This window comes from Paenibacillus sp. 22594 (genome assembly GCF_052044425.1).
Classification (GTDB): Bacteria; Bacillota; Bacilli; order Paenibacillales; family Paenibacillaceae; genus Paenibacillus_AQ.
This window is the reverse complement of record NZ_JBQENA010000011.1, coordinates 70009-92886: the sequence shown is the minus strand read 5'-3', so window position 1 is coordinate 92886 and position 22878 is coordinate 70009. Positions and strand designations below refer to the sequence as shown.

Here is a 22878-nt window from a genome sequence, read left to right as displayed (position 1 = left end):
ATTTGAGAGACATATGTAAAATAAAACTCAGTTTTCCTGCGTTAACTATAAAATTAATATAGCACGGAAATGTCAAGATAGCAAGCATTTTTATGGAAATTGAAGAAAATCAATAGCATATCCCCACCACAGCGGCAATGTTGGATCAACAGATGGCGTAATTCCGTTTTATCTCAGCCATCGACAATGTTATGATCTTCTGCACGAAGGAGGTGCAGTAGATGCAAATTGAAGTCAAGGATATCCGAAAAACATTCAAGGTGTACAAACGTCCCGAAGGAAAATGGGGGCTGCTGAAGGGAGCTTTTATGCGCAATGTAACTCAGGTGGAAGCACTCGGTGGGATCAGCTTTAAGATTAATGAAGGTGAGCTTGTCGGGTACATCGGGCCAAACGGTGCCGGCAAATCCACTACGGTCAAGGTGATGAGCGGCATCCTTACACCGGACAGCGGTGAATGCACCATTATGGGCAAGGTTCCCTGGAAGAGCCGTGTAGAGCATGTGTCCAAAATTGGTGTCGTGTTCGGGCAGCGCTCCCAGCTGTGGTGGGATGTGCCGGTGGCCGACTCTTTTGAAGTGCTCAAGGATATTTACGCCATTCCCCCGGGTGATTACAAGACAAGACTTGCCGAACTGACGGCAACCCTTGGTGTGGAAGCGCTTTTAAAGACACCAGTCCGACAGCTCTCGCTTGGACAACGGATGCGTTGCGAGTTGGTGGCTGCCCTGCTGCACCGGCCCAAAATCCTCTTCCTGGATGAGCCTACCATCGGCCTCGATGCGGTATCCAAGCTTGCGCTCCGGAACTTTTTAAAGGAGGAAAACCGTAAATACGGGGTTACCATGGTGCTGACCACCCATGATATGGACGACATTGAAGCGCTATGCGAACGGGTGATGGTCATTGGGCATGGACAACTGCTGTACGACGGACCGCTGGGCGGCCTGCAGGAGAAATATGCTCCGGAAGTGATTATGAAAGTAAATACGGATGCCATGATCGCTGCGATGTATAACGACCTGTCGCTGGTATAAAAACTTTTTAGGAGGTGTGAAATGAATTTTCGGAATACCTGTAAGGCCTGCAGTTCCCTCTTCCGCATCCGTATGGCTGAAGGGCTGCAATACCGGGCTTCTGCAATATCCGGCGTGTTTGTAAGTGTCTTCTGGGGTTTCCTGGAGTGCGTACTGTTCACCGTATTTTATACATATAGCGACAACGGAGCCTGGAATAATAACGGTCTATCCTTATCACAAACGATATCCTACGTATGGCTGGCCCAGGGCCTGTTTGTGCTGCAATCCATGAACATTGATGGCGAGATTATGGCCAAAATCAACAACGGTGATGTCGGTGTGGAGCTATGCCGCCCGATGAATCTATACACGCATTGGTTCGTCAAAAGCTCAGCAGGCAAGCTTGGGACCTCCTGGCTCCGCAGCCTCACCACCATCCTGGCCGGACTGCTGATGCCTGTCAGCTATGCGCTGGGAGCTCCTGCATCTGCCCTTGGATTTGCCTGTTTTCTTCTGTCGGTTGTGATGGCCTTTGTGCTGTGCTCCGCCTTTGCCATGTTCGTCACCGCCATACGCTTGAACATCACCTGGGGTGATGGCCCAACTTATATGCTGTTGTTGTTCAGCGGGATATTGTCCGGCACTTATCTTCCCCTCCGTCTCTGGCCTGACTTTATGCAGACCTTTCTGTATCTCCAGCCCTTTGGCGGGTTCGCAGATATACCGGTTCAGCTGTATGTCGGCAGTCTCGCACCATCGGGTGCTCTGCCTGCAATCGGTTTACAGCTTTTTTGGAGTGCCCTCTTTATATTCGCCGGACGGTCGATCATGACCCGCAAACTAAAAAGTATTATCGTGCAGGGAGGGTGAGCAGAAGGATGATTGCTGAAGGCAAAATCTATTTCAAATATTTGCGGATGCACCTGTTGTCGGGGATGGAATACAAAGGCTGGTGGCTGATGCTGATCCAGGTGCTTGTTGTTGTCATCTCAGACCCCATCTCTACCGTGCTGCTCTTCTCACGCTTCGGCAATATCGGAGAATGGACTGTAGCCCATATTATTCTGGTCTATTCACTGGCTGTAGCTTCTTTTGGACTTGCGGAGAGCCTGTGCCGCGGCTTTGATTATTTCCCCTGGCAGATGCTGCGCTCCGGTGACTTTGACAGACTGCTGCTCCGTCCCCGCTCCCTGTTCGTCCAGGTCGCTGCGTCCAGATTCCATCTGCACCGTCTGGTCCGTCCCATCACAGGAATCTGCGCGGCAGGCTGGGCGCTCTCAGAGCTTGGCGTTTCACTAACCTTGGGGAAGATCGGCATTCTGACCATGGCCCTGGCAGGCGGGTGCATTATGTATTGCGGGGTGTTCGTGCTTACCTCGGGGCTCGCATTTTTTACCATCAAAGGCCTGGACTGGATCTATATCCTGACCAATGCCAGCTATCAAATCACCCGCTGCCCCGAGCCCTACATGCCTAAGGCGCTGAAGTCCATGTTCAGCTTTGTGCTGCCTATGCTGTTTATCAGCTTCTATCCTGCGGCCACGGTGTGCGGCTGGGGTTATCCGCAGTGGCTGGGCTATCTGTCCCTTCCCGCCGGAGCTGCGTTCCTGGGCGTGTCGCTGCTGGCCTGGCGTTTCGGGGTAAGACATTATAAGAGCACAGGAAGCTGACTCTATCAGAGCTGCCGGGATAAAGTTCTAGAAAAATGTACGAAAAGCACAAAGACAGCATCCGATCCACACGAGCGAATGCTGTCTTTGGCATACTATAGTGAGGGCTGCCCGAAGGAGACTGTTCTAGCCACACCGCTCTTGACCGCGGCCCGGATCACAGCTTCACGGATAAGCTTCACTACCCGAGGGTCAAACGCATCGGGCATAATATAATCTGACCTAAGCTCACTGGCAGGAATTACTGAAGAGATCGCCTCGGCAGCCGCCAGCTTCATATCCTCATTAATTTCGGTGGCACCGCAGTCAAGCGCTCCGCGGAATATTCCGGGAAAACAAAGAACGTTATTAATTTGGTTCGGAAAATCGGAGCGTCCTGTAGCCATCACCTTAACGTAAGGAGCGGCAATTTCAGGATCGATTTCAGGTGTGGGATTCGCCATCGCAAACACAATGGGGTCCACAGCCATACTTTTCACATCACTGAGCTTTAAGATTCCCGGTGCAGAAACTCCGATAAAGACATCGGCACCCTGAATGACATCAGACAGTGAGCCCGTTTCCAGATTCGGATTCGTAATCAGTGCAAATTCACTCCAATGTGACTTGTCGTATTGCACTGTGCGGCAGATTGCCCCCTGACGATCCACACCGATCAGATTCACGGCCCCTGCATGCAGCAGCATCTTGGATACGGCTATACCGGCAGCTCCAATACCGTTCACTACGATCTTTGCATTCTTGATGTCTTTGTTGCAGACCTTAAGCGCATTCAGAATCCCCGCCAGCACAACAATAGCCGTGCCGTGCTGATCATCGTGAAAGACCGGGATATCCAGCTCCTTCTTCAGTCTTGCTTCAATCTCAAAGCAGCGGGGCGAGGAGATATCCTCCAGATTAATACCGCCAAATGTAGGTGCGAGCGCTTTGACAATGGCGATAATCTCTTCCGTGTCTTTCGTATCCAGGCAGATTGGAAAAGCGTCCACATCCGCGAATTGCTTGAACAGCGCAGCTTTGCCTTCCATCACCGGCATGGCGGCTTTTGGGCCGATATCACCAAGACCCAGCACGGCGGTTCCATCGCTGACAACAGCAACCATGTTCTTCTTGATGGTATATTTGTAGGCCAAGTCTTCATTCCCTGCGATGGCTTGGCATACTCTGGCGACACCAGGTGTATACACTTTGGAAAGGTCCTCCATCGACCGAATCGGGTTTTTCAGCCCTGTTGAAAGTTTGCCTCCGAGATGCAGCCCCATAACTTCGTCCATAATTTTCATCATTTTTCCTCCTGTTAACTGAAGTTCGTTTCTATCAATCAATGACTTCAAAAATGAAGCGCATACAATACGCCGTTAATGCCACACCGAAAGCAGCAGCGTCGCAAGTATGACCGTAACTGCTCCTCCAATGCGTGTAGAGATTTGGGCGAAGGGCATGAGTTCCATACGGCCGGCTGCAGACAGGATAGCAACATCACCGGTTCCACCAAGCCCGCCCCGGCAGCCTGTGACAATAGCAGCTTCCACCGGATACATTTGAATGAGCTTGCCGACATAGAAGCCGGAGATAATCATCGCAATAATAACCGACGCACAGGTCAGAATATAGGGAATGGAGATGATGGCTGCCACATCGTTAAGTGGTACGTACAGCATGCCAAGCCCCACCATCAGCGGCCAGGTAAGACTGGTGGATACGAACTTGTACATTTGGAACGCGCCCTGCTCAATTTTTTCCGGCATAGCCTTGAAGCATTTAATCAAAGCTGCTGTAAAAATCATCAGGATCGGTCCGGGAATACCTACAATCTCCGAAGCCAGACTGCCAAAGATGAATAATCCGCAGGCAACTAATAATCCGGCCCCCATTAGCGAAAATACAACCGGTTTATCCTCATAACTGCCTCCACCCAGTTGCTCACCATCTTTCGCTTTCACCAGCATACCGTTGCCTGTATAGGATGGCTTCTTTTCTCCCAGCTTCTTAAGCAGCCCGGCTCCAATGATCGCTACAATGTTCCCGATAATGGCAGCCGGAATCATTTGTGCGACAACAGCTCCCGATTCCCCGCCAATAATTTGGGAGTAAGCAATGGACAATGGAAGAATGCCTTCACCGATACCGCCGCAGATAATTGGAACAATAATGTAAAAGATCGTGTGATGCAGACTGTAGCCAAACATTGTGCCAACGGCGATACCTGCTGCAATCGCGGCTACGGTACCGACCACCATCGGAATGAATATTTTCATTACACCCCTAATCAGTGTCTTCCGGTTCATGCCCAGTATACTGCCGGCTACCAGACAGGAGATGTAGAGGTACAGAAAGTTTGAAGTTTTCATTAGTGTTTTCACTGAGGCGATTGCATCTGGACTGATTATATTCCAGAACACCATGAATGAGGGAACCATCAGAGCCAGGATGGCGGGACCGCCGATATTTTTGAGTATAGGAAGCTTGAAGCCCAGGTCGCTCAGCAGGATTCCAAGAACCATAATCACCGCAAATCCGCCGATCATGTCGTTGGGAAGGTTCCCGCTTACAGCTGCTCCATAAATGATAAGGGCTATAATCAAGTAAAGTGGAAGCGGGATGACACCTACCTTTAGTTGTCTCAGTTTTTGCAGAAATCCTTCATTGGCCGGAAGGGAAGTGGTATTCCTTTCAGCAGCAGGGGATTGAATAGCTTTTTGCATCTTTCATTACCTCCTAGTTTCGTCTACAGCCTTATAGTAGCGGAAATGAAAGCGCTTTTGTTTTTACGTAAATATTGATTGAATTATGTAAATTATTAAAGTAAGCGCTACCAAATAAGATGCAAAAAACCGCCAATCCCATAAAATCAGGAATTAGCGGTCTGCTGCCCTAAGACTATATGAATTTAGAGATTACTGAGCTGCCCCGGGGAGATATCCGGTATCGCTGCACGGGCCTTCCAACGGTGCCGTAAGTCACATCACAATCAAGGGCTCCCATGTCCACCAACCCGGCAAGATATTTGCCGACTGAAACACGAGAAATCCCGGATACCGCCGCAATCTCTTCGGTGGAGAAGCTGGCTGTATTGCAGGTCTCCACCGCTCTCCAGATGGCCCGAAGCGTATTGCGGGTAAAGCCCTTGGACAATTCTTGAGCTGTAACGTTTTTTTCCTTCCTATACCCGGTCAGCTTATCGAGTTCGGACTGGTCCAGAGAATCCTGGCTGCGAAAAAGAAAGAACTGCTCCTTGTAAGCCGATAGCGCTGCACGCAGTCGTTCGAACTCAAACGGTTTGATTAGGTAATCTACAGCCCCGTTCTGGAGCGCATCTCTGATGCTGTCTTTATCGCTGGCAGCTGAAATGACTATAACATCTATTCGTCTGCTGTCCCGGCGGATTGCAGACAGTAATTCGAGGCCGTTGCTCTCTTTCATGTAAATATCCAGCAAGATCAGCTCGAAGGGCTGTTCTTCCAATTTAGCCATCGCCTCGTCCGCAGATCTGGCCCAGGCCGCACACCGGAAACTTTCCACTTGTTCCACATAAAATTTGTTCATCTCGGCTACCATCGGATCGTCTTCTACAATCAGCACGTTAATCATTGACCATCACTCTTTGCTTGGTAAGGTAAACTAACTGTAAACCGGGTTCCTTCCCCTTTGCCTGTTTCGCACACAATCTTTCCGCCCAATAGTTTAAGACTCCTCTCAACCAGGTACAAGCCGATGCCCCGGTCATTTCCTTTTGTCGAATATCCTTGTTGAAATATAAATGGCACCGTCTCAGCAGGTACACCGCTGCCGTTGTCGCTAACCGTACAAATGAGCGTATTGTCCTGAAACTGAAAACCGACATGAATGCATTTGCTTCCTGTCCCCTCCGGCGCTTCCATCGCGTTATCCAGCAGGTTACCAATAATCGTTATAAGCTGGCGGGATCTTTCCGGGTCACGGGGCTCTGGCAGAACCCCATCCTCAAGCAGCACCAGCCGAATGCCTGCTTCTCTGGCCCGGCTCAGCTTACCCAGAAGGAATCCAGCCATCACAGGGTCCTTGATTTGCCTGACAACAGCTCCCATCTCCGTCTGTGTTGTTGTGACTGTACTCGTGATGTACTCCTCCAGACGATCATACCGCCCCATATGGGTTAATCCCAGGATGACATGAAGCTTGTTCATAAACTCATGCGCCTGGGCACGCAATGCTTCGGCATACTGGGAGATGCCAGAGAGTCTTTCCATAAGCAGGCTGATTTCCGTCTTGTCGCGGAACGTGGCGATTGCACCTTCTACTGTCCCGTTTACGCGGATAGGCACCACGTTGGCCAGTAAAGTGACCCCGTTATGCTCCACCTCCAGATCCTGACTGGCTTCACCGGTCTGCAGTACATGGTTCAACCGAAGCAGGGGCCAGTATTTCTCCACCGGCTGGTTCAAGGGATCATCCTGGATGCCCATTTCTGCAAGCAATCGTTTAGCTTCCGTATTGATTAGGGTAATACGTGAATCCCCGTCAACTGCAATGACCCCCTCTCGGAGAGATTGAAGCATAGAGCTCCGCTCCTCAAGAAGCTTGGCAATTGCAGCAGGCTCCATGCCGAACATCATCTTTTTTATGGTACGGGCCAGCAGGATCGCTCCCAGAGCTCCGATCACACTGCCTACAAGAATTCCCCAATACAGGATTTCCTCATTCTCTCTGACAGCAAGCTGAACATTCCCCAGTGATATTCCGACCGCGACCGCTCCCACCTGTTCCCCGCTTGAGGAGAATACTGGTGAGAACGCTCTCACAGATGCGCCCAAAGATCCCTCAGCTTCAGATATGCTCTCCTGCCCATGCAGAACCGCAGTTTCATCGCCGCCGCTGAAATGCTTGCCGATTTTCGCCTTATCCGGATGGGTCAAGCGGATCGCCTTCATATTCATGACAACCACAAACTCTACCTTATTTAATCTCCGAATATCCTCGGTGTAGCTTTGTAATTCGGAAGTGGGTTGTGATTTGCCTAAGGCTTCAATAATCAGCGGCGTACGGGACAGGGTACGGGACAAAGTAACGGCCTTTTGCTCCAGCGCGGTTTGGGTCTGTGAGGATACCTTCATCCCAAATAGCACATAGACCACCAACAGCATTAAGACAAGTACTGCACAGATCATCATCGTAATCGTTGTTCGCAGCCTAAATGTATATTTTCCAATTCTCACCAGATAGCCCTCCGGAAATACCCCATTATTCTAACCTATACACGGAGCCGATAGCCGTGATTACACACACAAGTTGTGCTGGTAAAGGCTGACTAAGGTAGACCTGGCCCCGTTGCATTTGCGGCTTCAACAATACCAAAACTAAAACGCCGCTGTCTATACCCTAAGAGGTGCAGGCGCATTAATGTGAGCTTAAATGCTTACGGTAGCCCTCCACCTTCTCTTCACGATACCCCATTGCCTCATAAAAAACATGCGCTTCCTTCCGTTTCTCCCCGGAGACAAAAATGATATAATAGCAATCTCTTTCGTGGGCGATCTCTTCAAGGGCGGTCATCAGCTTTTTGCCGAGTCCCTGACGGCGTGCCCGGGAGGAAACAACCACATTCTCAATCACCATGAAGGGCCGGCAATCGCCAATGAGATCCTGGCACACGATGCCCATCATTGATCCCAGCAGCTCCCCGTCCACATAAGCGCCCAACAGTATGTAACGGCTATCCGCCTGAATTGAACGAAATGCCTCTTCCAACTTCTTCGGGTCCGAAGTACGGTCGATCAGCTCATGGTAGAGTCTGTTCAGTGCGTCAAGGGATTCGAATTCAATTTCTTTAATAGTGACCATATGCAGGTTCCCCGCTTTCTGTTGATTGATCAGGCTATTCTTTTTCATACATATATAGCTTCCCCTTCTGGGGATGAAACATCCTTCTGCCCTTGAAGCCCCTGCGCCGCAGCTCGCGCTCCAGCAGTTTCATAAAGGCACCATGACTGACCATTAGCACATTTTCGGGCTGTTCCCTTGTTTCGAGGGAATCTATTAGCAAACGGGCCTTTGTCTTTGCGGTCACCCTGTTCTCAGGCTGTGAGTGATGCCCCAAGGCCCAGCATAATCTCCCCACTGTCAGCCAGCACGAAACGGGAAGTTTGATGCCAGGCAGCATAACGGCGGCAATACCGATCTCTCTCAGCAACGTTGTGAACGTCACCTCGCCTTTATACAAACTTCGTGCAGTTTGTGCGGCTCTCGCTTGATCGCTGCTTAGACACTTGTTCCATTCTTGACCACCGTTCCTAGCATAGTCCGTATGCAGAAGATCCGCTTGTTCATATTGTAAGATCCACTCGTTAAACTGCTCTGCAGACATCCAAAACTTCCGAGGTGGAGGATTTACTTTGTAATGTCTGACTAGTCCGATTTGCATAAGCTCCACGCCTACCCTTTTACTGAAAATAATTGTACTTAGGCTCAGCATTATATTCTTTAAGCACAGCCTTCACTCGCTCTTCGACAGTCATATCCCCTTCCAGTCTCAATACAGGACATTGCAGCTGCGACATCCATTCCTCATGAAGGACTCTGCTTCTGACTTCCGGACCCGCTGTATCATACAAAGCCGCCCATTCCATAAAGGACTGTACCTCATTGAACATGCTGCCGCCAGGCAGACTTTCCGCACCATACCGCAAAGCTTCCCTTCCTCGCAGGCGTTCGAGCCGGATTTCCCCGGGAATCCACAGAAATACAACCAGATCAAACCAGGGACGCAGTCCATCACCCCAACCACAAACGGCACCAGACAATATCCATGGCTCCTTCTGGTCGAGATCACGCTGGATCGTACGCAGCCTTTCATTAATCTCCGTCTGTTTGGTATATTTATGCTCCCAGAAATAATCGTCGCTGTCCAAATGCAAATGTGGCAGATGCTCAGCCAAAGCCCGGCCCAGCGTACTGGTTCCAGAGCCTGACGCTCCCAAAATATGAATTTTGCTGTACATGTACCCTCCTATATATGCGCTAAGTAGACCGTGTAACAAATCATGCATATATTCAAAAAAAGATACAGCGATACTTCTCACTGTACCCTTTTTCTATATCCGGTCTCACTCCGAAATGTCTGGTGGAATTCTCCGTGCTATACCCGTTGCGATTGCGGCCCGAATCACCGCGTCCCGTATCCCTTCGACCACTTTCTCATTAAAAATACTCGGGATGATATATTGCTCATTTAGCTCGTCCGGGTGAACTACAGAAGCTATCGCCTGCGCAGCAGCCAGCTTCATCTCCAGATTGACCGTTTTGGCCCTGCAATCCAGTGCCCCGCGAAAAATCCCGGGAAAGCAAAGCACATTATTGATCTGATTCGGATAATCACTTCTTCCGGTAGCCACTACCCGGGCATAGGGCTCAGCCAGCTCCGGCTCAATCTCAGGGGTCGGATTAGCCATGGCGAACACGATATTATCCTCTGCCATACTCTGTACATGCTCTACTTTCAGGATACCACCGCTAGAGACGCCTATGAACACATCCGCCTCCCGTATGGCCTCCGTCAGTCCTCCAGTCAGCCCCTCAGGATTGGTTGCCCCGGCAAGCCAGCTCCACTCCGCATTGTCATAACTCTGCTCCTTGTGCAGAATGCCCGCCCGGTCAACAGCATAGATCTTCTGTGCACCCGCTGCCAGCAGTAGACGGCAAATCGAAACGCCTGCCGCTCCGATGCCAACAACGACAATCCGGCAATCCTCTACTCTTTTCCCAACCACTTTAAGCGCATTCAACAAACCGGCCAAAGCCACAACTGCTGTACCATGCTGATCGTCATGAAACACCGGAATATCCAGTTCAGCGGACAGCCGCCGTTCAATCTCAAAGCAGCGGGGAGAGCTGATGTCCTCCAGGTTAATTCCACCAAACCCGGCAGCAACCGCTTTCACAATACGGATGATCTCCTCTGGGTCTTTGGTATTCAGGCATAGCGGAAAAGCATCGATCTCTGCCAGCTGCTTAAACAGCATGGCTTTGCCTTCCATCACAGGCATCGCCGCTTCCGGCCCGATATCGCCGAGACCCAGCACCGCGGTGCCGTCGGTGACGACAGCTACCGTATTTCTTTTCATCGTTAGTGAATAGGCTCTCCCCGGGTCCTCAGCAATGGCCATACAGACACGCGCCACACCAGGTGTGTAGACCAGCGACAGATCCTCCCGGTTCTTGATCGGCATCTTTGGGGTGATCTCAATTTTGCCGCCGATATGAGCAAGAAAGGTTCTGTCCGATACATTGATGACTTTAATCCCCGGCATGTCTGTAAGTACCGTAATCACTTTGTCATTTGAAGCATCCTGCACATTTACCGTAATATCCCGCGTCGTTACATCCTTGCCTGCGCGAATCACGTCAATGGCCACAATATCGCCACCAACCGCAGCCAGCCTCGAGGCCACATCCCCAAAGGTCGCAACCGACTTGCGGATTTCCAGCCGGATAATCATCGTTGTTGCAATCGACATAGAGTTACCCTCCTTGATCTAAGCAATCTATGTCCAATATACTACAGTTCACACTTTATACATAATTGTATTCTAAAATTTCGGATTCCCACGTTTTACCGGTTGCCTTTGATATAATCTGAACATCTGACCTTAGAAACTATACATCCAGGAGGAATAGCATTGGCCGTTTCCGTATCCGAATTCACTGAATACTTAGAGAAATATGTATCCTTTTTGATTATTGAAAAGAACCTCTCCCCGAAGTCCATCAAAGCCTACATGTCCGACCTTAACATGCTCCACAACTGGTTAACCGAAAATGAGGTGGATACTATCACAAGTGACATCCTCCATCATTACTTCCATAGCTTCAACAGTGCAGGCATGCTTAAGGATTCCACGATCAAGAGAAAGTACATATCGATTAAGTCATTTTTTTTATTTTTGGTCCATAAAAATTGGATTGAACAATCCCCGCTCCACAACTTCGGAAAAAAGTTCAAAACCGCCAAAAGAATTCCCAAGACACTGGCCGTTGAAGAAATTGAACGCTTGCTGCAATCTCCGTTGATCGACCGGAAGCAATTGACCACGCCGTTTCGCACCCGTCTGTCCATCCGTAACGATGCCATTATCGATTTATTATTTTCAACCGGCATTCGTATTGGAGAGCTTGCACAAATTCATCTGCAGGATATCGACTTGAAGAATCAGGTGGTTGTTATTTTCGGCAAAGGGCGAAAAGAGCGGCTGCTCTATCTGTCCAGCTCCGAGCTAATCGGCAAGCTCAACGACTGGATGGAGATCAGAGAGCAGTTCCGTCCGAAGAACGATACCTTGTTCGTTAATAAATACGGCCGGGCCTTGTCGATTTACGGAGTTGAAGATATCTTTGCCAAATACAGAAAGTTAGCCAGCATTAACGAAAAGGCAACGCCTCACTACCTCAGGCATTCCTTCGCCACTCAGCTGCTGGAGAACGGAGCCGACCTCCGCGCCGTCCAGGAAATCCTCGGCCACTCCAGCGTAAGCACCACCGAAATCTACACCGAGGTCTCGGTCAAACGAAAGCGGGACGTCCTCTCCCAATTCAACCCCAGAAACCGGCTGGAGACCTCCAAATAACTACGAATTATTTGGGGGTAATATATTTGAGTGATACAGATGAAATCATAAAGATCCTATTAAATTCTAAAGAACGAATACAGAATAAAAGAATATATATGGTTGTCAATATAAAAGAAAAAACAAAATTAACTCTTGATTATAATAAGTATTCAATAACTACTGAGTTTTTTTCTGATTCTGAACTAAATGAGCTAGTATCAGCATTTAGAGAAGCGGATATTTATGTAGAGGTTATTTTTGGTGAAGATGAATTTATCGGCAAAATTTTAAATGATAGTAGCATCGATAAGAATGTGCTTGTTTATAATACTGCACAAAATGGAACAGGCGCAGGTAGAAAATCACTAATTCCAGCATTTTGTAACCTTCACCATATTCCAATCACTGGCTCTAATGCCTATGTAGTAAGTCTATGCAGGAACAAGTACCATGTTAACAAGCTACTGGAAGCTCATAATATTCCGGTTGCAAAAAGCTGGCTATATGATGCAAAACGAGGTGGTTGGCTAATGAATAAATCACCAGAAGATAACTTAATGGTGATAGCCAAACCAATTTATGAATCTGCGAGTATTGGAATTAATGATTCGTCAAGATTTGTTTATTCAAGTACAGCTTTAATTTTTTTGAAAAATCTATCCGAAGAAATGAATCAGCCCATTATAGTTCAAGAATTTATTTCCGGTTATGAGGTTGAAACACCTGTAATTTGCCATGGAGGAAGATATTTGTCGATTTCTCCTGTTGGTATCAGTTGGAATAACTCAAGGCTCTTGGATAGCAAGTTTTTAACATATGAAAACATATATTTTGACCAGTATGAATTTTATAATTTCGAACATGAAGACGAAGCCATTGCAAAAGAGTTAATAACAACAAGTAAAATTTCAGCTAATATTGTCGGAATTGATGGATTAGGTAGAATTGACTATCGCATTACCGAAAATGGTAAATATTATGTAACTGATATATCAACAAATCCTCATCTAACTATGCATAGCTCATATTTTCACATGTTTCAGAACAACAATCTAACACAATCTGACATTTTAAAACTCCTAATTACTTGTGCCTTAAAATAATGCCTTAAGGAGTAATGAAAAAGTAGCTTAACTTCTTTCGACTGGTTTACGACTCTGACCAAAACTGAATATCTGAAGTTAAAAAACCTCTCCCCCAATGCTTCCATGAAGGCCCCAATATTTGCGGGTATTTATTTATCAAATAAGTATCAAATTGGTTAGGATCAATAGATACATCAGAAGAAAACAATTCTTGCAGATATCGCTGGCGATTCACCAAAAAATTTTTTTCATTTTTGCAGATGTATGGTATTTTATCCTCATATTCAGTTAAAATGTCTAATGCACTCATTTTTTCTCCGAGTATATATAATACCGAGGCCAGATTCATTGAAATAAAATAATCGTAGTAGTCGTCAACTTTTATTCTCTCATCATGCGCCATTTCTTCTAAGTTACATTTAGCTTTGATAAATTCACCTGATAAGGCAAGTAAGACAGACAGGTTGTTCTTAATAATATACGAATCATCTGATTGCAAATGACTTTCTAGTATTTTTTCAAGAAGTTCTATTCCATTACTAATATCTAATTTATTGGAATATACTCCTGAGAGTACGGCGTTATTAACTAAATAGTAATTATTCATTAGAGCTAGATTTTCATAATCACTTAAAATATTAGAGTTTTCTTCAATAAATTCAAAAGATTTATTGTACTCTCCCAAAGTAATTAAATTCCCCAAATGATTACATAAGGATTTATAGTATTGTGACAAGTACGAGGAATTTTTAAAAAATTCAACACTTTTTTCTGTATTTTTAACGGCAATATCGCTCGTTAAAAACATTTTTGATTTTCTGTACAAAATATTTGTATTATATTCGCCTTGAGGATCAAAGCTTTTTCTTTCGCTGTAATAGTCAAATAGTTTTCTATTAATTTCAAATGCTTTTTTATCATCATGAAAACAATCATAGTAAAATGCCATTAGACATGAAGAACATCTGGCCCAAAGCTCTTTTTCATCCATATTAGAATTATTAAAAATAAATTCCAAACGCTCCTTGGAGTAGTTTAGTTCAGTATTTATTGAGTATACTTTTTTTGAAGCAATTGCAAGCAAATATTCTTTTTCCATATTTAAAATGGGCTGAATTGCATCTTCAATTTCCAGAAGTTTATTTATGCATTTTGTAAAATCCTGCTTTTTGTATAAGGAATATGCCTCTTTCATTGTGACGTAATAATCGCTTAATGAGCTATTTTCTAATAAGAACCGCACTCTGGATTCTATGTATTCGCTTATTTCCATATCGTTTCTTAGTTGCTGGAAACAGCCAAGCATATATAACAACAGGGAGTCTTCAGTGTCACCAGCTTCAAAAAGAAAATTAGCCCTCATGAAATATTCCCCTGTTTTCATGAATTGTAAAAACTGTGATATTTTTTTAGAATACCCTGATTTATTATGATTTGCTCTGTTATTGAAAATAAGTCTTATGATATCATGAGTGAATTTATATGCTGTGCTTTTAATGTTTTCAGTTAATTTTGCTTCATTAGAGCTTTTTATTATTTCTTTTATCTTATCGGTATTAATTTTAGTTATATATTCAAGTTCATGTAAATTGAAATTCATTCCAATCAATGAGGCTGTTGATAAAAGTTCATCAATAAGTTCACCATCTGCGCCAATCAGTTTCAATCTTGATTCCAAAATATCATAAAAAACATGTTCCTGGTTTATATTATCAACCTCAAAAAATGCTTCAAAACTTTTCTCCGCATCATTTAACAATAATACCATTTGTTTAATTAACTCAATGTTTCCGCCTGAAATATTATAGATAAATTCTGTAGTTTTAAAATTAATATTATTAATGAATTTGTAATTAAATTGCTCTAAAATATCCTTGATATTATCTTGTGAGGCCGTTGGTAGTTGGAACTCCTTGTAATTATTGCTGGAATTAAGCCAGTTAACAAAATCAGAATCAATTTCTGTATTTACAATTAATAAAATTGATGTTTTTTTTAGAAAAGTAAATTTATCATTTAAATTTCCTGATACAAGATTTTTTAATAAGTCAATTGAAGACTGATCGAGGCTGTTGATATCATCAAATATAATTAATGCAACTTGATTATTTATAAGATGTTGGAAAACTGCCATTATCTCGTTAGCTTGCGAGTCCAATAAACTGGTGGTTTTCTTTGTATATTTGTCACTTATAAGCTCAAAAAACCAACTAACTAAATCTCCTGCAAAAGGAATTGCTTTTACACCTTCTCGAAGGCCGCCATTTAAAAGCTTACTTTTTGTTATTGCATTTCCAGATAAATAACTATCAAACTTTTCTCTGAAAATATAATAATCATTAAATCTATAATGATCATTTCCACGGAAATAGACTTGTTGTCGCTCTTTATCATTGGATAGATGGTCTTGTATTTGTTTTGAAATGTATGTTTTTCCGACACCAGAGTTTCCTTTTAAAAGAATTACACTTGTATTTCGATTTATTTCTCTTAATAAATTTTCAAAAACAGTATTCTGCCACGAAAACATGGATATACCTCCTACTTTTATAGAACCCCCAAATAATTCGTAGTTATTTGGCCATAAACCAACTGATTTGTGGCCGCCCTATTTTCCTTTTAACAACCTGCACCTTAGGCATAAAAAAAGCTCAAATCACTATCCCAAAGTACCGAATTTAGTTCTTTTTTCATTCCTCGAAAATATATATTCGTCCTTAAATACCATAATCCTCCTGTAACCGAGCTTGAATTTCATGAAAATCTACAAATGTAGACAAAAAAAGACAGCCGATTAGGCCGTCCTTCATTCCTACGAATATTCCCTTCAAAAATCTCTCATTCTAGCTCCTAAGGTCTATAGACCTCCTCCAGCAATACGACCTTCCCTCAACAGATGTAACCCGGAACGGCCTTTCTTTTACCTCGGAGGCAATAAAGTCATGGAACGGATTTCAGCCCGGCCCCGTCAATTCGGCAATGACTACCCCTGGTTTAAGGTTGACACTCCCAATAGATTCACTTGCATTTCTGATATAAAATCCGTTCTTCAGGGAGCCTGCATCCGGTTTGCAGTCCCTCTTGTGCAGCTGCCTCGGCTTATGTATCTGCCCGGCATCCACTTCTCCACTTGCCCTCCTGGTCAACATGCTCTGCTCCCTCCGCTACTTCGGAACTTCCCAAGTCTGTGCAAGCTTCAGTAATTCTTGTTCAGCGGCATCCTCGTCACCGGTCACTTGAGCTTCAATATAATAGGTATCCGTTCCGTCTTTGAGGTCTATGCTGGGCCGCTGAATACAGAGCCAATACTGCGTGATATCCGGGACGGACAGGACAGCCGGACCGCCATGCAGGAACTTGATCAGGATTCCTTCTCCTGCGGGAAGCTGTAGTGTACGCCGCCAAAGCTCTTCTGAATGATTCGGTATGCTGATATAGTTCTGCGGGTTTGTCTGATGGCCGAGGGAAATCTCCATATTTTCCAGCGCTATCCGTTCGTCTTCCACTATATATTTTGCCGGTTCTTTGTGCCCCAGACGAATCCTGTTGACTGTGGGTTGAGAGGTAGCCCCAGACTGGGAATAGATCCATATTGCAGCAGAAAGACAGAGCATACTAATAAGCAAGAGATAACGCCATTTTGTCCTCATAGGCACTCAGCCTTTCATCGGTTTGTTGTTTGTCATATCCTCAGCGCTCAGCACCTTCATAACCGATGCATAACAGGATTCTTTGAACACGGCATGAAGCTCATCGTTGTCGGTCATCAGCCACTGGATCAGACAACCGTCAATAATTGCACGAATGACTGGGGCTGTTGTCTCCGGGGACAGCTCCTTGGCAAAAATCCCTTCCACTTGCCCCAGCGTCAGCACCTCTGTGCTTATCCGTGCGCAGTTGTCATAGAAACGCTGGTTAATCTCTCTGTACACCGGTATCCGGCTGGCCCTCGCCAGGAAATCCAGATATACACGGTAAAAGGAACGGTTCTTCGCCGCATCGGGGAACGCAGAGTCGATGTAGGCCTTAAGCTTGCCGGTCGCTGTCTGCTGTTCTTGCACTGCTGTCTGCTCTTTGGCAGATATTTTGCCAGTCAGCCATTCCAGCAGCTCCACAAGCACCGCTTCCTTGTTGTCAAAATAATAATGTACAACCCCTTTACTGACCCCAGCATGATCAGCGATCGTCTGCAAGGTCACGGAATCATACCCCAGCTCGGACAACGCCTGAAAGGCGGCGAACAGAATCTGTTTGCGTTTTTCTTCTGATTTCTTGTAGCGTACCATGGGACCTCCACGAATTAGGGAATAATGTACATTATATCATAGATAATAAAAAGTTGACCGGTCAGAATAAATAATATATAACTGACTTACACATTATTATTCGTCTAAGGAGAGACTTACATGACAGAAACCTTTCAAGCTTTGGTTGTGGACAAAACGGAGACATTTTCCGTGGCGGTACAGCCGCTGACTATGGAGAAATTGCCTGCCGGAGAAGTTCTGATCCGAGTTGCATATTCCAGTGTAAACTATAAAGATGGACTCGCGAGTATCCCGAACGGGAACATTGTCCGCAATTATCCTTTTATCCCGGGCGTCGATTTGTCGGGAACAGTTGTTTCCTCCGCAGACCCGCGTTTTCAAGAAGGGCAGTCCGTCATTGCCACCGGGTACGGCATTGGGGTATCCCATTACGGCGGCTTCAGCGAGTATGCGCGCATTCCTACTGAATGGGTCATGCCACTGCCTAAAGGCCTTACGCTGCGGGAAGCAATGATCTACGGCACTGCCGGTTATACCGCTGCCATGTCCATTCTGGCGATCGAAGCTCATGGCGCTGCGCCGGATAAGGGCAAAGTGCTGGTCACTGGCGCAACCGGTGGTGTCGGCGGCTCGGCCGTTGCCATGCTTGCCAAGAAAGGCTACCAGGTCACTGCCAGCACCGGTAAAGCAGATGCAGCTGATTATTTACAGACCCTGGGTGCTGCCGAAGTCCTCTCGCGTGAGGAGGTCAGCGGCGGTTCAGGCAAACCGCTGGACAAGCAGTTGTGGCAGGCCGCTGTTGATGCCGTCGGTGGTGCTCCACTTGCTGCAGTACTCAGTAAAATCGCCTACGGCGGCTCCGTTGCCGCAAGCGGATTAACCGCCGGAACATCGGTTCCGACGACGGTTCTGCCTTTTATCTTGCGGGGTGTTAGCTTACTCGGAATCGATTCAGTCGCTTGTCCGATGGAGCAGCGCATTCAGATTTGGGACCGGATGGGCTCCGATCTGAAGCCGGAACAGCTGGACGCGCTTGTGGACCGCGAGGTCACCTTAACCGATCTGCCTGCTGCCCTAGCGGATATCTTGAAATCCAACACACGGGGCCGCGTATTGGTCCGCTTGTCTTAACCTATGAAGCCACCCGCAGGGAGCAATCCCGGGGTGGCTTTTGTTTTATCTGATTATGAAGGATTTCACTTCAACCGCTTGTTATACATTCCCCCCAATATCAACCGCATTCTGTATACCCGGATAAGTCTGGACATAGGGCTGCTGGCGGTACTCCTGAACATACGGCTGGCCGTAGTATCCATGCGCAGGGGTTGGCTGGTAACCGAAGGGCTGAAGCATATGCGAAGCTTGGGCTTCCATGTATGGAGCCATATTATTGGCGTATGCCGTGTTTGCTACCGCGGTCTTGCCGGGTTCACAGCAATCTGCAGGCGGTCCGATAAAGGTTCCAGGTTTCACCGGTGCCAGTACTTCCTTGAGTTCGGCTTCATTCATGCAATACGTGTGAGCAAGCACTTTTAGCGGTGTAAGTGTCAACAGATCGGAGCCCAGTATGACTTCCGGTACCGGGGCATTAAAGATCGCCAGCAAATGCGTGCAATCGGTGGTAGCCACCTCATAATGCCACCAGCCTTGCGGCACATTCGCCACCTGGCCCGGTGTGATTGGGAAGTGCAGCAACTCATTCGTAAATGGATTGATCAGGGAGACGACTGCAGCACCGGAGATACAATAGACCAGTTCAGCGGCATTCTGGTGGTAATGGGGTTCCACTACGTTGGACTTACTGAGAAAAATGTCTAGAAGGGAGGTATTCTCCAGCGTATTAAGCTCTTTGATTGACAACGTATTGATATAATTACAGTCATCCTTCTTAAACGTTGTGTTACAGTTCACATTAAAGCTAAACTGTGTATTGGGTGATTTGTAATCCATGTATGAAGTCACCTGGCTATCCTTCCCTTCCGCAAACCGGTTTTTATCGTTCTTACAATAGGATATGTACCCGCCCAGGCCCAGGTGAATAATTATCTCCGGCTGCAGCAAGAAGAAACGGCATCCTCCTTTTAAGGAGCATGCCGCTTCAACATTTATTCATCTGCTATAATCGTCCGGTTCCTGCCCTGGCCCTTCGCCGAATACATCGCACGGTCCGCCTGCTCCAGCAGCTCCTCAAGGGAGTCCCCATGGCTCGGATAATGAGCGATTCCCTGTGAGGAGGTTACCTTCATCGCCAGCGGAACTTCACTGGCCTCAAGCGTTTTACGGATTCGTTCCGCAACGATGTAGGCGTCGGCAGCCTTGGTTCGCGGAAGAAGCACTACAAATTCCTCCCCGCCATAGCGGCAACAGACATCCCCCGGACGAATACTTGCTTTCAGTATACCCGCAACCTGCTTCAGGACCTCATCCCCTGCCAGATGACCATAGGTGTCATTCACAAATTTGAATTTGTCGACATCCAGCACAATCACGGAAAAGGAAAATTGCGCGGCAATCCACTGATTCATTGTAATATCAAGAGATCGGCGGTTGGCAAGTCCCGTCAAAAGATCAGTCATCGCTTCCTGGGTGAGCTGATCTGTCTGTTTCTGAATATCACTCCAAGCAATGGCCACCGCTTTGGTCAAGAGGTCTGCTTCCCGGTTCCAATGCGGTTTCAGCACAGGGAGTTCAGTCTTTTCCTTCCCCACCTTGTTCATCAGATCAGCAAGCATGACAAACGGCTTGGCCAATTGATGGGCTATTACAAGGGCCAGCAGCAGCATAATCACAAAAGGGATCAAAGTATAGGCAAGTGTTTTGCGGATATGGCCCCATAGCTCATCCTGAATTTTGCTCACGGGTGAAACTACAGCAACTCCCCAGCCATTGGCTGGAACACTTGAATAGCCAGCCAGCATAGGGATTCCTCTTACATTAACTGCTTCCCTTTGCCCGCTGCGTCCTTTCATTAATTCCTGCACGATCTCACTTTTGCTGATGTCCTCATTGAGCCGTTCCTTATCAGGATGAAACAAGAGATGCCCGTCCGCACTGACGATGTAGTAATAGGAGCCCGAAGAATCAATTTCATTATCGTTACCAAAAATCATACTCAGAATATTGCTATCCTGCAGATAAATGGTTCCGCCCAGCTGACCAAGATAATGCTTATCCCGGTCATACATCGGTTCACTCATAAAAACAATCATTCTGCCGGTTGAAGCAGGAGTAAACGGCTCAGAAAGATATGGATGTCTAAGACGAAGCGCTTCCACAGCCCAAGGGGACTTAATTGGTTTGCCTGCCATTCCAAGCGTTGCCGGTGAAGTATTGCGAATGACACCGTCAGCGCCAACCAGAAGAATTGAATTGAAATAGGTGCTGCTCTTGCGCATCAATTCCAGGTAATCGTCAACTTGTTCCGGCTGCACCTCATTGATCTGGGACAGTTTGTCCGCACTATACACCATACTGTTGCGCATAGACCGGAAGAGTGAATCCACTGTCTTGCTCATGCGTTCAGCATTGGAGAGATTTAAATTCAGGGTCGTCTCGATCAGAGACTTTTTTTTCGATTGATACGAAGCGGTGAGCAGGATCGTTGAAGTCAGTAAAACCACCAGTGTGACCAGACCAATCAGCAATAGGGTAAGACTGAGTTTCTTTTTCGGTTGTCCTGCTTCTCCCAGTCTAGGCATTCCTCAACCTCCTTATGTTACTGGGCGGCAGTTGCCGACAGGTCCATCTGATGTTAATTATATACGATTGGGAAACAGAGTCTACACACAGTTTATATTTCCAAAACCACCGACAGGCTACGCAAAAAGGGGGTTTTACGGTGAGGATATCTTTGTTATTGAAATCTCTTCCTATACCGGCCTAGACTGAAGATTGGCCAAGACAGCAAATAAACAGAGGAAAGAGCAAGCGGCGGGAACTGTTCCCTAATCCGCTTGCTCTTTTCAATTCTCTGGGGTTACCAGCTGCTTCGTTCAATCAATGAGGTGATCTGTGCAAGATGATGGCGGTTATGCCAGTTGTACCGCTGAATCGCTGTATCCAAAGTCATCGTACCCAGCATAAGGCTTATAAAGGTTCTATTAAATTGTTCTTCTTCCAGGGAAACCAGCAGGCCAGCGAATCTCCGGTTCAGGTTCTCAAGCAGCGCAAGCGAGGTTTCAATGGGCTCCTCATAATAATCACTTAGCTCTGCCCAAAGCTCCTCCCGGTAGGAAGGAATCTCCGGTGCCTCTTCGGTGAGTCCCCGCTTGAAACGCAGATAAGCATTCATATTGTTGTCGGCAAGATGGTGAACCACCTGCTTCACACTCCAGCCTCCTGGGCGGTAAGGCGTATTCAGTTGCTCCGGCGTGAGAGACTGGACGGCCGCTCTCCACAGTGGCGTTATATTGCGGATTTCGTCAATGGATTGTTTGCGCTGTGCCGCCGTCGGCTGTCCCGGGCTTACAAAAGGACCAATGGGATAACGCAATTGTTCTATATTGGGTAGATTAGTATTCACTGGGCTCCAGCCCCCTTTCTGCATGCAATGCCGCGCCTGGCTCAAGAATGGTATAGAGTTCTTCAAGATTACCCACAGTTACATCCGGCTGCACCTCATGCTTCCAGACTGATCCGGTCCGATTGATCCAGCAGGTTCGGATTCCCGCTCTAGCCGCACCCAGCACGTCCGAGGGTGAATCTCCAATATGCAGGATTTCACTAGGCTGCACGCCGTAGAATGCGATGACCTCGCTGAACATCCGGTTCAGCCCGTCATTTTTATAGGAACCGTACTCTTCTGAAGTAAACAGCTTAATGGGATAGGCCTTATAGAAATCCGGCAGCATCAGAGTATCCGTGTCACTCACAATGCAGACCTGATACGCTTCAATGATCTTCTGCAGGAACGGCATCGTGTCTTCATACAAATCGGAGAGCCGGTGCTCGGCGAAGAGAATATCCACTGCCTTAAGGGAATCAAAGTTCAGCTTGTGCTCCATGAAGACCTTCTCAAAGCCGCTGCGGAATATTTCCTTGCTGGTGCAAAAGCCTCCGGCATCACGAATCGCAACCGACTGTTCCAAATAATGTCTTAAAAGCAGTTGAGCGAGCTCTAAAGCCCGTTCCTTGCTAAAATCCTGCTGCAGGATCGGTCTCCAGATGTGATTCCTCCGGTCTTCAATGTTTACCAGGGTCTGGAACATATCCAGGCTGATGATTTGGTAAGGGTTCATTGGGATTGACTCCTTAGT

21 protein-coding genes and 1 pseudogene are annotated in these 22878 nt (G+C 46.7%); 6 read left to right on the top strand and 16 right to left on the bottom strand.

Annotation, left to right across the window (positions count from 1 at the left end; all coding sequences use genetic code 11):
* Positions 1–221: 221 nt before the first annotated feature.
* Genes ACTJKB_RS26535 through ACTJKB_RS26525 form a run of 3 tightly spaced genes read left to right on the top strand, consistent with a single transcriptional unit; the run spans position 222 to position 2689 of the window.
* Positions 222–1037 carry an ABC transporter ATP-binding protein gene (locus ACTJKB_RS26535; protein ID WP_440837337.1) on the top strand — a complete coding sequence of 272 codons (816 nt, stop codon included), beginning with the start codon at positions 222–224 and terminating at the stop codon, positions 1035–1037.
* Positions 1038–1058: 21 nt separating this feature from the next.
* The gene (locus tag ACTJKB_RS26530; protein ID WP_440837336.1) at positions 1059–1889 is read left to right on the top strand and encodes an ABC transporter permease; all 831 of its coding nucleotides are present in this window, start codon (positions 1059–1061) and stop codon (positions 1887–1889) included.
* The gene (locus tag ACTJKB_RS26525; RefSeq protein ID WP_440837335.1) at positions 1886–2689 is read left to right on the top strand and encodes an ABC transporter permease; all 804 of its coding nucleotides are present in this window, start codon (positions 1886–1888) and stop codon (positions 2687–2689) included. Before ACTJKB_RS26530 ends, ACTJKB_RS26525 begins: the two co-directional genes overlap by 4 nt.
* Positions 2690–2784: 95 nt before the next feature.
* Here ACTJKB_RS26525 and ACTJKB_RS26520 read toward each other — a convergent pair.
* The 8 genes and pseudogenes from ACTJKB_RS26520 to ACTJKB_RS26485 form a co-directional block, all read right to left on the bottom strand.
* Positions 2785–3993: pseudogene (locus ACTJKB_RS26520) on the bottom strand (NAD(P)-dependent malic enzyme); the annotation flags it as partial.
* 54 nt (positions 3994–4047) lie between these two features.
* The gene (locus tag ACTJKB_RS26515; RefSeq protein ID WP_440837334.1) at positions 4048–5394 is read right to left on the bottom strand and encodes a 2-hydroxycarboxylate transporter family protein; all 1347 of its coding nucleotides are present in this window, start codon (positions 5392–5394) and stop codon (positions 4048–4050) included.
* A 175-nt stretch (positions 5395–5569) separates the two neighbouring features.
* A complete protein-coding gene (locus ACTJKB_RS26510) occupies positions 5570–6280 on the bottom strand; it encodes a response regulator (protein ID WP_440837333.1) in 711 nt (236 codons plus the stop codon).
* The gene (gene dcuS / locus ACTJKB_RS26505; protein ID WP_440837332.1) at positions 6277–7884 is read right to left on the bottom strand and encodes a DcuS/MalK family sensor histidine kinase; all 1608 of its coding nucleotides are present in this window, start codon (positions 7882–7884) and stop codon (positions 6277–6279) included. The genes ACTJKB_RS26510 and dcuS overlap by 4 nt, the downstream gene beginning before the upstream one ends.
* 181 nt (positions 7885–8065) lie before the next feature.
* On the bottom strand, positions 8066–8557 hold the full coding sequence (locus ACTJKB_RS26500; protein WP_440837331.1) for an N-acetyltransferase family protein: 492 nt from the start codon (positions 8555–8557) through the stop codon (positions 8066–8068).
* On the bottom strand, positions 8544–9032 hold the full coding sequence (locus tag ACTJKB_RS26495; RefSeq protein ID WP_440837330.1) for a histidine phosphatase family protein: 489 nt from the start codon (positions 9030–9032) through the stop codon (positions 8544–8546). The genes ACTJKB_RS26500 and ACTJKB_RS26495 overlap by 14 nt, the downstream gene beginning before the upstream one ends.
* Positions 9033–9108: 76 nt before the next feature.
* Positions 9109–9666 carry an ATP-binding protein gene (locus tag ACTJKB_RS26490; protein ID WP_440837329.1) on the bottom strand — a complete coding sequence of 186 codons (558 nt, stop codon included), beginning with the start codon at positions 9664–9666 and terminating at the stop codon, positions 9109–9111.
* A gap of 105 nt (positions 9667–9771) precedes the next feature.
* Positions 9772–11181: an NAD-dependent malic enzyme gene (locus tag ACTJKB_RS26485; protein WP_440837328.1), complete on the bottom strand. Its 1410-nt coding sequence runs from the start codon at positions 11179–11181 to the stop codon at positions 9772–9774.
* Between the two features lie 162 nt (positions 11182–11343).
* Here ACTJKB_RS26485 and ACTJKB_RS26480 point away from each other — a divergent pair, with 162 nt between their 5' ends.
* Together ACTJKB_RS26480 and ACTJKB_RS26475 are read left to right on the top strand one after the other, a co-directional pair.
* Positions 11344–12288, top strand: coding sequence for a tyrosine-type recombinase/integrase (locus tag ACTJKB_RS26480; protein WP_440837327.1), 945 nt, complete (start codon positions 11344–11346; stop codon positions 12286–12288).
* Positions 12289–12314: 26 nt separating this feature from the next.
* The gene (locus ACTJKB_RS26475; protein ID WP_440837326.1) at positions 12315–13373 is read left to right on the top strand and encodes a hypothetical protein; all 1059 of its coding nucleotides are present in this window, start codon (positions 12315–12317) and stop codon (positions 13371–13373) included.
* Between the two features lie 46 nt (positions 13374–13419).
* Here ACTJKB_RS26475 and ACTJKB_RS26470 read toward each other — a convergent pair whose 3' ends face one another.
* The 4 genes from ACTJKB_RS26470 to ACTJKB_RS26455 form a co-directional block, all read right to left on the bottom strand.
* Complete coding sequence (locus ACTJKB_RS26470; RefSeq protein ID WP_440837325.1) at positions 13420–15885, bottom strand: ATP-binding protein; 2466 nt, start codon at positions 15883–15885, stop codon at positions 13420–13422.
* A gap of 424 nt (positions 15886–16309) precedes the next feature.
* Complete coding sequence (locus tag ACTJKB_RS26465; RefSeq protein WP_440837324.1) at positions 16310–16504, bottom strand: hypothetical protein; 195 nt, start codon at positions 16502–16504, stop codon at positions 16310–16312.
* Positions 16505–16519: 15 nt separating this feature from the next.
* Positions 16520–17005, bottom strand: a complete 486-nt coding sequence (locus ACTJKB_RS26460) for a hypothetical protein (RefSeq protein WP_440837323.1) — start codon at positions 17003–17005, stop codon at positions 16520–16522.
* Between the two features lie 6 nt (positions 17006–17011).
* Entirely contained in the window at positions 17012–17641 is a 630-nt protein-coding gene (locus ACTJKB_RS26455) for a TetR/AcrR family transcriptional regulator (protein ID WP_440837322.1), read from the bottom strand.
* Between the two features lie 120 nt (positions 17642–17761).
* Between ACTJKB_RS26455 and ACTJKB_RS26450 the strand changes: the two genes are divergently transcribed.
* Positions 17762–18754 (top strand): acrylyl-CoA reductase family protein, encoded by a 993-nt coding sequence (locus ACTJKB_RS26450; RefSeq protein ID WP_440837321.1) that lies wholly within the window; start codon positions 17762–17764, stop codon positions 18752–18754.
* Positions 18755–18835: 81 nt separating this feature from the next.
* Here the strand turns inward: ACTJKB_RS26450 and ACTJKB_RS26445 are convergent, their stop codons facing one another.
* The 4 genes from ACTJKB_RS26445 to ACTJKB_RS26430 all read right to left on the bottom strand — a co-directional run bounded on the left by ACTJKB_RS26445 (position 18836) and on the right by ACTJKB_RS26430 (position 22860).
* Positions 18836–19585, bottom strand: coding sequence for a cupin domain-containing protein (locus ACTJKB_RS26445; protein ID WP_440837408.1), 750 nt, complete (start codon positions 19583–19585; stop codon positions 18836–18838).
* Between the two features lie 143 nt (positions 19586–19728).
* Entirely contained in the window at positions 19729–21321 is a 1593-nt protein-coding gene (locus ACTJKB_RS26440; protein ID WP_440837320.1) for a sensor domain-containing diguanylate cyclase, read from the bottom strand.
* A 278-nt stretch (positions 21322–21599) separates the two neighbouring features.
* The gene (locus ACTJKB_RS26435) at positions 21600–22145 is read right to left on the bottom strand and encodes a YfiT family bacillithiol transferase (RefSeq protein WP_440837319.1); all 546 of its coding nucleotides are present in this window, start codon (positions 22143–22145) and stop codon (positions 21600–21602) included.
* Positions 22135–22860: an HAD family hydrolase gene (locus ACTJKB_RS26430; protein ID WP_440837318.1), complete on the bottom strand. Its 726-nt coding sequence runs from the start codon at positions 22858–22860 to the stop codon at positions 22135–22137. Before ACTJKB_RS26430 ends, ACTJKB_RS26435 begins: the two co-directional genes overlap by 11 nt.
* Between the last annotated feature and the right edge of the window lie 18 nt (positions 22861–22878).